General features: G+C 55.3%; 6 protein-coding genes. 3 read left to right on the top strand and 3 right to left on the bottom strand.

The annotated features are described in order from the left end of the window. The first annotated feature begins 1 nt into the window (after position 1). Complete coding sequence (locus BM395_RS11085; RefSeq protein WP_069900368.1) at positions 2–625, top strand: trimeric intracellular cation channel family protein; 624 nt, start codon at positions 2–4, stop codon at positions 623–625. Between the two features lie 22 nt (positions 626–647). After that, entirely contained in the window at positions 648–1,025 is a 378-nt protein-coding gene (locus BM395_RS11080; protein WP_090511812.1) for a VOC family protein, read from the top strand. Between the two features lie 72 nt (positions 1,026–1,097). Here the strand turns inward: BM395_RS11080 and BM395_RS11075 are convergent, their stop codons facing one another. After that, positions 1,098–12,578: a VCBS domain-containing protein gene (locus tag BM395_RS11075; protein WP_244528975.1), complete on the bottom strand. Its 11,481-nt coding sequence runs from the start codon at positions 12,576–12,578 to the stop codon at positions 1,098–1,100. Between the two features lie 218 nt (positions 12,579–12,796). Beyond that, positions 12,797–13,027: a hypothetical protein gene (locus tag BM395_RS11070; RefSeq protein ID WP_069900371.1), complete on the bottom strand. Its 231-nt coding sequence runs from the start codon at positions 13,025–13,027 to the stop codon at positions 12,797–12,799. A 373-nt stretch (positions 13,028–13,400) separates the two neighbouring features. Between BM395_RS11070 and BM395_RS23730 the strand changes: the two genes are divergently transcribed. Then, a complete protein-coding gene (locus tag BM395_RS23730) occupies positions 13,401–13,526 on the top strand; it encodes a hypothetical protein (protein WP_262020186.1) in 126 nt (41 codons plus the stop codon). A 501-nt stretch (positions 13,527–14,027) separates the two neighbouring features. Here BM395_RS23730 and BM395_RS11055 read toward each other — a convergent pair. Further along, positions 14,028–15,797, bottom strand: coding sequence for an SIR2 family protein (locus BM395_RS11055; protein ID WP_090511803.1), 1,770 nt, complete (start codon positions 15,795–15,797; stop codon positions 14,028–14,030). Positions 15,798–16,218: the final 421 nt, after the last annotated feature.

The following is a 16,218-nucleotide window of genomic DNA, read 5'->3' as shown; positions in this document are numbered from 1 at the left end:
TATGGCGCAACTGTTCTACTTCGCCGACCTGTTCGGCGTAGCGGTATTCGCTATCACTGGCGCACTGATGGCAGGTCGCAAGTCCATGGATCTGTTTGGTGTGCTGGTGATTGCGATCATTACAGCATTGGGTGGCGGTACGCTGCGTGATGTGATTCTCGGCAACCATCCGGTCAGCTGGATTCGCGATGACACCTATATTCTGATCGCCAGTTTTGCCGCATTAGGCACCGTGGCCTGGGTGCGCATGACGCAGCCGATCCACGAAAAAGGCCTGTTGATCGCCGACGCCTTTGGCTTGGCGGTCTTTACTGTGTATGGCACGGAAGTGGCGTTGCAGCACAACGTGCCGATGAGCACAGCAGTGATTATGGGCGTAATGACCGGCGTGGCCGGTGGCGTGATGCGCGATGTGATCTGTAATGAAATCCCGCTGATTTTCAAAAAGGAAATCTACGCGACAGCGTGTATGGCCGGTGCCACGGTGTTTATCGTCATGCGTTTGCTGGCGACGCCGCCTTGGCTTGATACCAGCGTGGCGATGTTGACGGTGCTGGGTATTCGCCTTGCGGCTATTCGCTGGCACTTGTCGTTGCCGCAATTTCATTTGCTCGACCGCGACTGATAACTAGAGGGTGGGAATAAGCATGATCGAGCGACTGGATCATCTGGTATTAACCGTAAAGGATGTCGAGGCAACGGTGGCCTTCTACTGCCGCGTGCTGAATATGCAGCATGAGGTTTTTGGTGAAGGACGCCATGCTTTGGTGTTTGGCCAGCAGAAATTCAACTTGCACCAAGCAGGTCGCGAGTTCGAACCCAAGGCGCAAGTACCCACGCCAGGCTCCATTGACCTGTGCCTGATTACCCGCTGGAGTAGCGCCGAGGTGGTTAAACATCTGGCAGAGCAGGGCGTGGAAATCGAACAGGGGCCTATTGCACGAACAGGTGCGATTGGGCCTATTGAGTCGGTGTATATCCGCGACCCGGATAATAATCTGATCGAAATCAGCCATTACAGCTGATTTCGGCTCGCGCTTTCCCTCTCAGCTTCCAAGCGTAAAAACCCATGCGGGCAGCACCCGCATGGGAATGGCCTAGGCGTCTCTGCGAGCGAATGGATAGCGCGATTGCGCCGCCGCTCGTAGTTGCTCGCGGAACCCACTGGCGACCTTAGGCGCAACGCCGTAATCATCACTCTGGTCCATCTCAGTTGGCTGCGCTGGTGCATCAGCAATACGAGGCTGCTCAGTGGGCTGGTCTGTCTGAGCGCTGCGCGGGTTTGCATCACTCTGATACGGACCTTTGAGCATCTGATCAGCACTTTCGGCAAACAGCGAAGGGCTGCTGAGCAAACCATTTGCCGAAAGACTGATGCGCCCGTGTCGCGCAAACATTGCGTCCGTCTCGACCTGATTGATCTCCTGATTACGCTGGACTTCTTCGCCAACGAATTGGCCATCAACCAGGCCCAGGCCCGCGCCAATAGATGGGCTGTCGAAACGCATCGGTGTTGCCAGGCGTACATTGGTGCCTTGATTGAGCAAGTTGCTCAGCCGGTTAGCCGTGCTCGAACGCTCAACAACCGGGCTGACGAAGACAATCGGCTCACGGTCCGGAATCCCTTCATAAACATTTGAGTTCGAATAGCCGTAATCAAAGTGCGGGCCATTGCCTGCTGGAATGTATGGCGCTGAGATATTCAGGTTAATCACCAGCTCGGCCTGATCCGTCGCACCGCTCAGGTCGGTGATGGTGTAGGTAAATACATCATCAAGGACTTGGCCCAGCCCGGCAGCCGCCAGCACGGTCGGATTGGTCAGGTCGATGGTGTAGGTGTAGCTGCCGTCTGCGTTGAGAATCAGCGTGCCGTACAAACCCTGAATAGGCTGGCCGATTACACCGGCTGTACCGCTGCCACTTTCAGCGCCCGTGCGCACGCCACTCACGACGATTTGATCGCCGCTGTCGACATCGCTGTCATTGGGCAGCACATTACCAGTGGCTTGCGGGGCAGGGGTCTGGTCGGTTGCAGTCACACTGTCGTTGACCGCTACCGGGTTGTCATCCGCGCCTTGGATGGTGATGCTCAGGCGCGCATCAGAGGTAGCGCCTGCGGTATCACTCATGCGATAGGTAAACACCTCATTAAGCGTGTTGCCTGCCGTGCGTAAGGCCTGAACCACGGGGTTATTGTTATCGAGAACGTAGGTGTAGCTACCATTGGCATTGATTGTCAGGCTGCCATACAGTCCCTTGACGACTTGCCCGGCCGCAGCGCTGTTGCCGTTGCTGCTGGTGAAGAGCAACACCTGTTTGGTTTCACCATTGGCAACGCTGTCTACATCGTTGTCGTTGTCGAGCACGTTACCGCTCGGGTTCAAACCTGGCGTGCTATTGGCGACGCCACCGGCCTCGATTGCCACGGCCGCATCATCGCTGGCGATCGGGGTGTCGTTATTGCCACGCACTGTGATTTGCAACTCGGCGCTGTCACCTGCACGGAAAAAGTCCTGGACTCTGTAGGTGAAGACATCGGTCAGGGTCTGGCCGTTAGTGCGTAACGCCTGCACGGCCGCCAGGCTGTTGTCGACGGTATAAGTCCAGGTGCCGTCACTGTTCAGTTGCAGATCACCGTATTGGCCGCGCAACACCGTACCCACGGTGCCTGCTGTGCCAGTGCCCGATTCTGTACCGGTGCGAATGTCGGTGACTGTCAGTACGTTGTCTTCAAGGTCGGTGTCGTTGCTCAACACGTTGCCACTCGGGTTAACGCCGGGGCTGGCGTTGTTCAAGCCACCAGCCTCTAAAGCCTCGGCGGTATCGGTGTTGGCCACTGGCGCATCATTGCGCCCGAAGATGACGATCTGGATCTGCGCCAGATCGGTCAGGCTGCCGCCGTCGGTGACTTCATAGGTGAAGGTTTCCCTGAGTGTCTGGCCTAACGGAAGGGCCAATACAGCGGGATTGGCCGTGTCTATCACGTAGGTAAAGCTGCCGTCCGCGCCAATGATCAGTTGCCCGTAAAGCCCATCAACCAGGGTGCCGTTGCTGGAATCGGTTCCCGCAGTGACGCCAGCCAGCGTGCCTGCAGAGGTTTCTGCGCCGAGGCGGATGCCGGTGACCGTTTTGCTGTCGTTATTATCGACATCAGTGTCGTTGGTCAGCGCATTACCTGTCGGATTGATGCTGTTACCGAGGCCGTTATCGGCCACGCCACGAGCGATATCATCGACCGCAACCGGTGCATCCCATGCGCCCTGAACAGTGATAGTCAACTGGGCAAGGTCAGTGGCGCCAGCGGTGTCGCGCATGCGGTAGGTGAACACTTCTACAACTTGTTCACCGGCCTTAAGCGCCTGCACGCTGGCCAGGTTATTGTCGACGGTGTAGGTGTAGCTTCCGTTGGATGCAATGGTCAGGGTGCCGTAAATCCCTGTCAGGGTATTACTGGCGATCACAGTATTGAGTGCACCGCCTGCTGCTTCGGTGCCCGTGCGAATACCAGTCACGATCTTGGCGTCGCTGGCATCGACATCGGTGTCGTTGTTCAACACATTGCCGCTAGGGTTTATCCCAGGGACAGCGTTGAGCGTGCCGCCTTGTTCTCTGGCGGTCGCGGTATCATTGATAGCGACGGGCGTATCGTTAGCGCCCTGAATGGTAATCGTCAACAGTGCAGTGGTAGTTGCACCAGCCAGGTCGCGTACGCGATAGGTGAACACATCGGTCAGTGTATTGCTGGTGGTGCGCAGCGCTTGCACCTGAGCGTTGTCGTTATTAACGACATACTCATAACTGCCGTCAGCATTGAGCCGGAGCGTGCCGAAAGTACCGATGAAATCAGTGCCAGCAGCCCCTGTATTAGCCCCCTGGCTGACCTGAGTTACGCTCAGCACATCGCCCGCGTCGACATCGCGGTCATTAGTCAGCACATTGCCTGTCGGGTTGATGCCCGGTGTGGCGTTGCCCGTGCCGCCTGCCTCAAGCGCGGTATTTGCGTCGTTGACCGCAACCGGCGTGTCGTTAGCCCCTTGGATAGTTATGGTCAGGGTTGATGCACCTTCGGCGAGCGCTCTGTCGATCACTGAGTAGTTGAACACATCAGTCAATTCATCAGTTGTACTGCGCAGCGCTTGCACGGCAGGCAGATTGTTATCGACCCGGTAGGTGTAGCTGCCATCGGCATTGAGTCGCAACCACCCGTATAGCCCTTTGAGCTCGGAGCCCAACGTGCCGGCAGTGCCACTGGAGTTACTGAATCGGGAGACTGCTGCGGTTTCTCCGTAGTTAACGCCGTCTTCGTCGGTGTCATTGGTGAGCACATTGCCGGTTGGATCGATCCCTGCCTGATTGTTATTGACGCCTCCCGACTCTTTGGCGGTTGCAATATCTGGCGCACCCACCGGGTTATCGTTTTTGCCACTGATAACCACAATTATCTCGGCGACGTCGACTTCGCCTTGACCATCACTGATGGTGTAGGTGAAGCGTTCGGTGAGCGTTTGGCTCGCAAGGCGCAGCGATTTCACTGCATCGAGGCTGTTATCCAGCGCATAGGTATAACTGCCGTCCGCATTGATGGTCAGGGTGCCGTAAGTACCCAAAACAGACGTGGGGGTGCCGTCAACTACTGGGTTCTCAGTGCCTGCAACGCCGCCAGTTTCGGGGCCGGTGCGCACAGAAGTCACGGTGATGGGATCGCCATCCGGATCGAAGGCATTGGTGGTTGCATCGCCAGACGGCACACGACCAAGATCGGTGTTATTGAGGCCACCATTCTCAACGGCCAGTGCAACAACATTTTGCGCAACGGGTGGATCATTAACGCCTTTCACGGTGATAACCAGTTGGCCAAGGTCGGTTAAGCCGCCCGTGTCGGTAATCTGGTAAGTGAACGTCTCAGTCAGGGTTTCACCTGCCGCCAAGCCCTGCACGGTGGTATTGGTGCTGTCCACGTCGTAGATGAACGAGCCATCAGCACCGATTGTCAATGTACCGTAGGTGCCGACAATTACGGTGCCATTAGCGGTTGAGGTGGAGCCGCTGGAAACGTCAGAAAGGTTACCGGAAGCCGTTTCGACGCCTACTCTTATCCCGGTTACGATCAACTGATCGCTAGGTTGATCGGTGCGATCAACATCCAGGTCTATACCGTTGCCCCCCGGTTGATCTGAGTTTCCGGGACGGCTTGGAAAGGTAATGACGTTTCCGGTTGGGTTACTTTCCTGAGCATTGTTATTGGTTGATGCGGCTTGTGCTTCAGCCGCATCATCACTGGCCACGGGGTTATCATATGCGCCGGTGATGATGACGGTCAGTTGCGCGACGGTATCCAGCGCACCCGCGTCAACCAACCGGTAGCTGAAAATCTCCTGCAGGGTATCGCCAGGGATCATTTGCTGGACGTCCGCATTATCGTTATCGACGACATAGGTGTATGAACCGTCCGCACCGATTGTCAGCGTGCCATACAAACCAGTGATAACCGTGCCATTACTTGCGCCGGTTGAACCGGCAGTGACCGCATCGAAGTCGCCCGGTATATCCTTGGCACCTACACGGATACCCGAGACATTCAATACCTCACCATTGGCGGCGGAGTCGACGTCGGTGTCGGGACCAGAAACGTCGGTGTTGGCACCAGGGCCGTCGATCACGCCAAGTATTACGTTGCCGCTTGCAGGCCCGGAATCCTGGCCATTATTAACGCCCCCAGCTTCTGCGACAGTGACAACATCATCGACGCCAACCGGCGTGTCGTTGGCACCCTGTATGGTTATAAATAGATTCGCTGTGGAAGAGGCGCCGGCGATATCTTTGATGGTATAGGTGAACGTTTCAGCCAATGTTTGGCCGGATATACGCAGCGCTTCTACAGCCGGATTGTCATTGTCTACCACGTATATATAACCACCGGCCGCATTGACGAACAGAGTGCCGTAATTGCCTTGAATCCCACCGGCTCCAGTGCTTGGCAGGCTGATAGGTGGGTTGCCACCAAATCCAATATTGGTAACGCGCAGTTCATCGGCATTGGTGGCGATGTCGACATCGGTATCAGCAGGCGCGTCAGTAATCAGATTGCCGCGCGGATTAACCCCAGTCACGCTGTTGTCAGTGCCGCCAGCCTCTACCGCCGTTGCGCTGTTGTCATTGGCTTGCGGAGCGTCATTGACTGCCTCCAGCACAATGCTCAGCGTCTCTGTGTCGGTCAATGCATCAGTCAAATCATTGGGAATACAGTTACCGTCTGCTTCACCGAAACTGCCGAGGTCACTGGTGACTACCGTCAGGGTGTCCGTGCCGTTGAAGTCTTGGTCACCCAGATACTGCAGGGTTTTCAAGGCCTCATTGAGATCAGCCTGAGTACCCGTGAGAATCAACGTTTTGCCAGACCCCGAGACGGTTACACCGGTTGGGGTTGGATTGCTTAACGACAAGGTGCCGCTGACCACACTCAGCGTCACTTGCAGATCATGACTGCCTACACCCTGATACCTGTCGGCATCTACGTCGGCAATACTGATCGGGTCGATGGCCAGCAATACATCCTCCTGGCCATTTTGCGTGCCGGGCAGGGTGATGACGGGGGCATCGTTGAGTTCAACGTAACCAGCATCAGCCTCGCCGGTTCCGCCTTCACCGAGCGTCACAACAACCTGGCCCAGCGTACCCCCGGTTCCATCGCTATCAATACGTACGCGCAAATCACCAATGGGTTGTGCATAGCTGATCGTGCCTTTTGGGGTATCAATCTGGAAAATACCCGCCGGCAACACGCCAAACTGATAGAAACCGTTGGCATCCGTTGTGGCCTGGAACGTGAGGTTATCGGCCGTTGTGGTCAGATCATCGTCGGTACCTGCCCACGTCAACGTGACGGTTTGACCGGCCAAACCTGCGCCGTCCACCGCTACACTATCGTCAGCTGAGCCTGTGTCGTTCCACAGTGTGCCGCTGATAACGCCGATGCCGGCACCACTGGTGAGAATGTAGTTGTTGGCACCGGTCTGCTCGCCGGTACGCTCGCCTTGTTCTGTGCCGTCGGCCCCGACACTCGAACCGCCCCAGCTGGTGAAGTCTTCTGGCAAACTGGTCCAGGTCAGCGTCGCATCAGACGTTGCAATCACCACATCGTTTGGCAGAGTCACCGAGTACAGCACTTTGATGCTGACATTCGGGTCGATCTGGGTGAAGTCGACGCTAATCGAGCCGCCATCGGTGAAGCTCACACCAGCGGGTAAAGCGCCTGGCAAATAGGTTGTGCCGCCGATCTGGATACTGATTAAGGTGTAATTACTGGCGTTTGCATTGGCAAAACTGTCCGTCAGTTGCGCATCAAACGCTGGTATTTGACCGTTTTGAGTGAAACTCACGGCAACGGTTGCTGTGCCGGTATTGGTCGCACTGGCGGTGTCTGGATTGAAGCTGACAACTTCCTTAACCATCCCGGTGAAGGAAGACTCAACAATCGTTTCAGTGAGCGTTGGGCTTTCTGAAAGTGGGGTAGGGCCGTCGCCTGAAAAATCTGCGGCTCTTGCAGAAATCGATGCGCCTGCCACGTTTGTGCCGATGTTTTGCACCTTGGCATTGAACTCGATGGTGATCAGCTCAAAGTCGACATCGCGATCATTAACGGTTATGTCCCCAAGGTGGAATATGACCAGAGTCTCGCCAGTGGTCGGGTCTTTGATGACTTCAATCTGCGCAGCGTTGAGCAAGCCTTGCGGTGCCGGACCGGAAAGGTTGGGATCAATAGGACCGACCTCACCTTGAGTCTGATTGCCAATCACAATGCCGTCAGGCGTTACGACGCCCGTCACCGAACTGGTGATGCCATCGTTTGATGTGAAAGAAATCCTCACCGTACCGTCGTTAAGAAACTCGAGCCCATCGCCGAGGCTTACGCGAATGCTGTAGTCATCGGTTGTTCCTTCAGCCAAAACCGCGCTGACCCGATAGCGGATGATTTCGCCAACCGCGACATTTTCGTTCTCGCTGAATGTAGGGTCTGGCGCCGCGGTGTCGGGTAATCCACCGACACGTGCAATGCCAATTTTTTGGGATACCGGGATGTTGATTGTTGAACTGCTGCGATAGTCATTGAGCGCCCCTGAATTCAGGAGGCCATCAGCGCCTGTTCGTTCTCCGGCAGGATCTGCAGTGGTATTGGTGGTGCCGTCCAGGCTCGTCCATTGCACAGTTGCAACGTTATCAAAGCTGGGCACACTTGCAGCCGTTGCATTAACAATACCGCCAACACGGATGTTAATAACCCCGCCTTTGACGATATCGATATTGGCGCCGTCTACCGTTTGCAGGACGTTGCCTGTAAGCGTGAACTGGCTGGTTATGTTGGTGGTTGTGGTGCCGTCGTTATAAACGACGCTGATTAACGTGACATTGCCGAGCTGGCTGGGAAGGTTGTCGAGAAAGCTGATATCGAACGCGTCAAAGTCGTTTGAAGACGAGCCGTTGCTGATGGAGATGATGTACTCGACAAGGTCGCCTTCATCCACTTGGCCATCGCCACGCACTACCGTGGTTTGATCAATGGTAAGGGTCGGTTCGCGGATAACCACCGAGGGCTGCCCACCGGTTAATGCGACAGTGCGGTCGACAGGCGTTGTGCCATTCGGGGTATCACCATCTACATCGCTGTAAATCAGTTGAGCATTATTTTGCAGGGTCTTATTGGCTTGGTTGTCGCTGATATTGCTGGCCACGAGCCGAACACGCAAAACGAAACTGTTATTGCCGGTGTTGTTATCCGCCGACGTAGTCGAAGCCGTGAAAGTGAAACGCACATCGCCGCCATCGTCTCCCAGCGCCCCGGTTACGGCGGTAAATGTGCCGACGACAACATTGCCGGCAAAGTCAGCGCTGAGTGCGCCACTGTCGGCCGCCAGTAAAATCAGCTCATAGCCGCCCATGCCAAAGCTGGTGTCCAGTCGCATCCCCTGCGGAATAAGGTCTTCAATTCGCAGGTTTTGTGTGCCGCCCTCTGGCAGCGTCACAACGATGTCGTAGAGCATGCTTTCGCCAATCACCAGGTCGTTACCGCTGGTGTGAGTAGCACTTGAGTCGGAATCATCAAGGCTGCCATCGGCAAATACCTTGCGTATTTCTGGCGCAGCAATCTGCTGGCCAGCTACTTCTGTCAGGTCATTCGGAGTAAAGTCGGTGCCGCCATCAACACTGGCGTAATTGCTGAGTGTTGCTGTGCTTTGCAGCGTGCTGCTAGCGGTAATCGCCGTGTCGACCGTCGCGTCGTAAGTGATGATCACCACGTTGGCGCCGCTGGCATCGGCAGCTGTTCCTGCGCGCCCGGCGAGCAAGCTGGCTGTGCTCCCGGCATCAAGGAAAGTAATGGCATTGCCACTGACACTGTAATCGGTGCCCAGCACCAACAAGGTGCCATCGCCGCGATAAATTTGCAGATTGGCCGCCGCCAAACTGCCGCCGACAAAGCTCAAGCCAGAGGGCAGGGTGATGCTGGTGGTGACATCAAATGCACCGCCACCGCCGGTGTTCTCAATCGCGGTGGCAAGGCGCAGCGTGTCGCCGGCGTCGATACCGGTTACATCGCCATTGACTGCTAGCGGATCAGTCACGCTACCGGTAAACGGGGCTCCGGTCGTGCCAGGCGCTTGCCATGTTCCTGTTGTCCCGCTGATGGTGCCGTTCGAACTCGAAACCACACCGTGGGTGATGCTCAACTCCGGCTCGGCGACGGAAACAATCGCCACAACATCCGAGGAGACCAGTGTTTGCTGAGTCGCCAGCGTGGTTTGCTGGCTGGACTGCGCCAGAACATCCAACGAACGCTGGTCGGCAAACGGCTGATTACCGACCAAAACGGTGAACTGAACAACAATGCGCGTGCCGCCAACATCACTGGTTGCATAGTCGCCGAAATCGAACACAACGGAGTTGCCGGGACCGGTGGTTACACTCAGAACCGCACCGTTATTAGTGTTATCAGCGCCCAAGGTCCAGGTACCAACGCCTGTACCTTGTGTCCAGGAAACGCCGCTCACATCAAGCAGTGGTTCAGGCAGGTAGGCAGTGAGGATGAAGTTTTCATAGTCGCCGGTAACAAGGTCGTAACTGAGCTCAAACGTAACGACATCGCCAGGGCGTATTTCACCATTTGCCGGTGGTGTGCCGTTATTAACCGAGGCAATGGATATATCGACGCGGTTGGTCGGCACGGTCACACTGGCGCTGGATGTATCGGTTTGTGCGACATCGCTGCCGACGTTGAAACGGTCTGTCAGCACTGTGCCGGAAAGAATCGCACTGTTACTGAGGCTGTCGCCTTCGTTTATCTCTTGCTGGTCTGCTGGGCTGGAATAGGCCTGGCTGATCAAGCTGCTGTAAGTGATAACAGCGCGGGTTGCGCCTTCCTGTACATCATCAAACGAGAGATCGCCGTTGAGCCAGCCGCTGACACCGCCAAAAGCGTCTCTCAACGACTGGGCGATGTCGAAAACAATAGTGCTGATGCCTGTAGTGGAGTCTGTAGTGACTGTGCTGACCAACGCTATCGACTGAGTAACGCCAGCAATAGTTACACTCATGGTGGCGCTGCCCGGCACCAGAGATTGGCCGTCACCGAGTGTGTCAGTGACGAGCAGACTGCCTTCGTTGAAAAAATCTCGGCCGTAGGCAAAGTAGTCGGATATTTCAATGTCCAGCGTGTATTGCAAGGTATCGCCAGGGCTTACGCCAGATGTACCTTCGTCGATCTGAATATCGACTTGTTTTTCCAGAGTTAACGACTTGGCAATGAAGGTTGAAGTATTACCGGTGCCGCTGAATTCGATCGTTGTTGCGGGCGCAGTTACATCACGGGGGTCAATCGGCACCCAGCTTCCCTCCGCAGTTGGTGGGCCGATGGTGATAGTGCGTGGAGCGCCCGTAACGGGGTCAAGTACAGAAAGCCCACTGCTGTCGACTTCCGGTACATAGAACGAAACCACCGTATCTGTTGACCCGGTCAGGTTGGCATATTCGACACTGAATGAAGAAATATAAACGTCATCCGCCGCGATAGCAGCCTGGATTTCCGCAGGATCAGTAACAGTGGTGCCGTCATACAGTGTTAGCGAGGTAATCACACCGCCAGCGCCCGGCGTAATAGCGGTGACCTGTATGTTGTCGGGTAAGGGTTGAGTGATGACCACATTGGTTAATGTCTGCCCAGGCGCAGGATTCACCGTCACGGTGTAGCTTTGATTGTGATTGGGGCCAGTAACTGTTTCGCCTTCGGGCGTGCTCAGGGTTTGATCGAACGTGATAACCGTTGGGTGAATGACAAAATCGACGAAGCCGGGCATGACGATGCTGGGGTCATCAGTCGGGTTGTCGAGTGAATCATTACCTAACTCAAAGCCGCTACTGACCTTGATGGTCAGGTCGGGGGAGCCGTCTGAGAAATCGGTGTCTGCCAGATTGCTCAGACTGCCCGTAATCACAATCGGTAGCGCTGGCTGGTCCTTCGAAATACTGGCAAAGGGCAGGGCGATGACTACCAGTTGATCCCCAGGATTGCCGGTGATGATCAATGGGTTGCCACTGGCATCTTTAGCCAGTGGGTGCGTTGCGTTGCCGGATGCATCGAAGGTGATGACGGTTGCTGAAAGTGACTGGCCGAGGTAGGTAGCCGAAATGAAAGTAGCGCCATCGTCGCCATCAACGCCGGTCGCCGGCATGATTACGTTCAAAAATGGGGCGTAACCCAAGGCTGTGGCGTCTGTTGCGTTGTTTGAAAAATTGACCGTGAAGGTAAATTGATCGCCGAGCAGTACATCCTGTCCAGCAGAGCTAAGGGTAACTGTTGGACTTGCATCCGCCAGGAGGTTTGCGTAGCCGTCAATCACATCGGCGCCGAGCACTAAAGCCTTGTCGATATTGCCACTGCGTACTTCTAGGTCCCAGTCACCGCCCAGCGCAGCACTGCCAGTGTCATCACTTGAGGCGCCAACATCCGCGCCAGTAATGCGTGCAAGCTCGCTAACCAATACCCGACCGGCTTCACCTGAACCCACGTTACAGCCGTACAACTGGATATCTGCGCCTTGGTTGAGGAATGCACTCCAACTGCTCAAGAGACCGGACAGCTGACCGACGTTGTCACTGGAAAGCGTGCGATTGCCCAGCGTGAATTGTCCGCTGGAACCGTGGGAAAGGATCTGGATTGAATCGACTTTGCCCATTTCGGTAAGGGCTGACGAAATCGCGGCGAGGCCATCTTCCGAGGTGTTAACCACCAACACCCTCACATTGGCCGGCAACTGCGCCGTTAGCTGATTAGCATTCTCGACCCGGCTGTCGACCACCAGTAATTCTTTGGCTGCTGAATAGTCAGTAGGCTTGGCCGTGGCCACCTCGGTCGGGGCCGCATAATTAGGCGCTGTGTCGTTTGATTCATGGGCGTCGGCCGTGTTGTTGTGCTGCTGGTCTACAGCTGCTACCGCCGCACCGTCGAACAAAATACGCTGTTCTAGGGCTAACGCCTGACTCCGCGGGCGAAAAACGTTTAGAGCAGAAGAGCTCGGCTTGCTCTGCATATCCATATCCCCAAGTGTTCGCGACACTCAACCAGTCCAGTATTGTGTGGCTTTTTATCAAGGCCAATTCACTGAAGAATAGACTCACTTTTCAACTGCTGCACAGGCTCGCCTGTCGAAAAGATGGGTCTAGCACGGCTTTTTGGGGATGACTGGTATGGGGGAGGTTTAGCAGTACTTCATCTGCAGGCGGGCTTGAACCTACAGCAACTGATCAACTAAAAGTGCACCTCAGCAATATTGAGGCCCATCGCGGACAGCTCGGCGATAAGCAGATTGAGGTCTGCAAATGACTCGACTTGCTCTTGGTCGTCAACCAGGAAAAAACTTCGCCCGGCATTTTTCTTGAAGAAAACAATCCATTCCTTGGTATTGCTTGGGTTCGCACTGATGTGGGTTTCGAGAGAAACGCCTTCAGCCAGCCTTGCTTTTACATCCTGACGCCTCATGGGAGCCTTCCTGGTTGGTCGGGTGAGTTGGCAGTCTATCTCCGGTTGCGGCTGTGCAGATAGCGCAGCTGCAAAGGGGATTTGACATGCAGGGCAGGTTCGATCAGTGACAGGCGTAAAGGTTCGATGCGGTTTAGTCCGAATCGCAACCTAATCGCGATGTAGCTGTGGCCTGAGTGGAGAGTGCTTAATGGTTACTGAGCGGCTAGCCGTATGCCCATATACTATTGAACAAGTGGGCGATGTCAGATGTTCATAAGCAGGTCAACAGCCCAAGAATACTGGCTCAGTGCCCCTGACATGAACGCAACTGTTCATCGATTGATGTTCATAGACCGAGTTTTCCGAGACCCGCGTTAGCCTCGTCCCCGGGATGACTCAACCATTGGTCGACCTCGCCCTGCCTCGGGTTACGCGTGAGCACTACATCATCGGTAACGCCGCGATCAATTTCCCGTATCCGGACGTGTTGGCATTTTTTGTCGTACTGGAATCGTGATTCGGGGTTGTGCAAGGTGTCCCTTGCTGGCATCCATTTTCCGGGAACCACATCGTTTTTTTGGTGACGTCGGGATCTTGGATGCTACTCAGCAGCTAGCCGAGCGAGGCTGGCATGCTGAAGGGGAAACTGCATGGATGGCTGCAGCTAAAGCTTGATAGGCGTGATCAACCTGCTCAATCCGCAAGCTGGTCGCCGTGCTCCGGGTGCCAAGCCGAAACTGGTAGCAGGCTTGGCATTTTCAACGCATTGCACAGACCGCACGTTCAAGCCTGCGAGCTCGGCCAAGGTTTCTTGTGACCACTGGACGACCTCACGCATTTTGCGGATGAGAGCGGCGAACTCCTCAAGGTTCAGCATGCGAGGTAGGCCAGAAGTGTTGGTGTTCATTGTTGGGCTCCATCAGAGGTTGATACGGTTCATGATGAAGAAGCCGTCGATGAGACAACACTAAAGGGGTCCGATAAGCCGGCAGGCAAGGACTTGGTAGGAGTTCGGCGGCTACCAGCCCGCAGCTGATTGCAGGGCGTCCAGCACGTCCTGCAGATACTTTTCACTGCCAAAAGCAAACCCTGCTTCGAGTAGTGGCACTCGATGTTCATCCGTTGAATATTCCTGCGCCAATCGTATGATCCTGTCCTCAACTAGAGAGATCCGGCCTAGGCTGATCTGGCTAGTTTGGTTTCGCTCAATCATGCTGCTCAGCGACTCTTGGTTCACGTCTCGCAATTTCAAGAAATGAAGCAAGCAAAGGAACTCGAAACGCTCATAAAGCAGCTCTGCTGATTCAATTCCCGCAAAGTCAGGCGCCCATCGTGGGACGAGCACACCGGCAAGCCTGTTACTGAAGGGGGCCTTAGCGCGCTCCTGGCCTTCAAAGGTGTTCCAAATCTGGCGGCTGTTGCTCTCGATAAGGAAAGGTGAAAGCTCCGCATTCATCGATAGGATCCGGCCACGTCGCTGGTTCTGCAGCGGAGCATCGAACAATTTAAACAACTCGCCCAGCCGACCGGCTTTCGTCAAACCCAACCCATACCCATAAAACACCATGGCAGCGGGGTAGTGCTTTTGATCCAGCCAGCTCTTGAAACCTTCCTGGGCTTTCTGAGCCTCAGCGTACAGGGCACCGATCGCGTCTAATACCAGCTTGTGTTCGTTGTCAGATCCCCAACGTCCGATGACGGCAGCTAGCCTTACCAAGGGTTCTGTTATCGATTCATAGTCAAGAACCCAATCAATGGGCTGATGCTGGTGCCGCGTTTGACCGCCTGCAAACACAGACGCGAAGTGTCCGATCACCTTGCGCGTCTCATTACAGAACAGATCGTCCATCTGGATACGTTGTTCCGGCCGCGCGAGGAATCGTTTGGCCATTGCCACGCTCATATCCGCTCCCACCGGATTCAGCTGCCTGGACTGCTGGATGGTCTCCAGCTTGACGTTCAGCCCGGTAAAAAAGGTATTGGCATCCCCTGAGGTGATGACCACGGCTTTACGCTGATCAATCAATTCCTGGCCACGGTCGGACAACCGGCCGCGAGAGAGCCAGAACGTGGGGTACCGTCGACTAGGCGCGCGCAGAAATGCTGCCCGCAATGCATGATCCCACTCACCCGACCACCCCGCGACGATCAGACCGAACTCATCGATGATTCGGTCAAGCAACGCGTTAAAGGGTGTTGGGTACACACCCAGTTCTGCGTCAGTGTTCAGAATCCTGGCGTCTTTGTAATCACCATGGATCTTGAAGACGTAGCACTGAGAATGAGTCAGAGGCTCTGCGCCAGAAAGGGTGTCCTCGGAGCTTACGACAGTGGGTTCGATGCCCAATTCGCGTAGTGCGTTCTCCATGAGCCGATCGAAGTTCGTGGTGACGATAACGCGAATGTGGCCCGACTTGACCATTGAGGCGATCGCGCGGTGAGCCGGCGTGGGGGTCTTGAGTCCGTCCTCAAGCTCCTGAGCACTGGGCTCAAGAAAACCCTGAATGATGGCTCGACGTTCCGTCTGCGTGCTGGCGAGCTCTTCCAGCAGGACTGAGTAGTTGGGCTGTTGGCCAGTCGTATTGACATACCATTGAACCCAGTCATCTTGAGGGCGCGCGCCCGCTGCAACACCTGCGCGCTCCACCAGCTCTTTCGTGATCTCCCATCCCGTAGGAATACCCGCAGCCCGGGAAATGCCGGAGCCGACCAGGACGGCATATACCCCTTTGTTCTCGAACATCGAGAAGGCCAGCTGAGTCGTCGGATCTCCAGAGATAACGGTCATTCTATCGTCCTTAATAGCGTTCGCGCCCTGGCGAGATACAGGCGCAAAAAATGGTAAGAAGGGTGAGACTCGACTAGACGATCGATTATTGCAGTCCCATAGCCTGCTTTCTGAACGCGCCAAGGTTCGCTACCCAATTACGAGAGATAACGTGAAGCTTATTGGCAAGGTCGCGGCAGCACTCTGGTGTGAAGAGTGCCGGCAAATCCTCTTGGGCACTAACATACTCAAGAATGTTGCCATGACACAGGGTGTGCCGAACCCTTACGAGTTCCACGTTCTGGCGGGTAGGCAAATTGGTTTCGAAATCTTGCTCACCTGGAAATGCTAAGGATGGTCTGAAGTAGCCATGCATTTCTGGCTGACTTCACCCTCTGCTGATTTTAAAAGCGGCAAATCGATCAAAAACGATCAGATCACC

Origin of the sequence: Pseudomonas marincola (assembly GCF_900116605.1) — a bacterium.
GTDB classification, from domain to species: domain Bacteria; phylum Pseudomonadota; class Gammaproteobacteria; order Pseudomonadales; family Pseudomonadaceae; genus Aquipseudomonas; species Aquipseudomonas marincola.
This window is presented reverse-complemented; position numbering and strand designations above follow the sequence as displayed.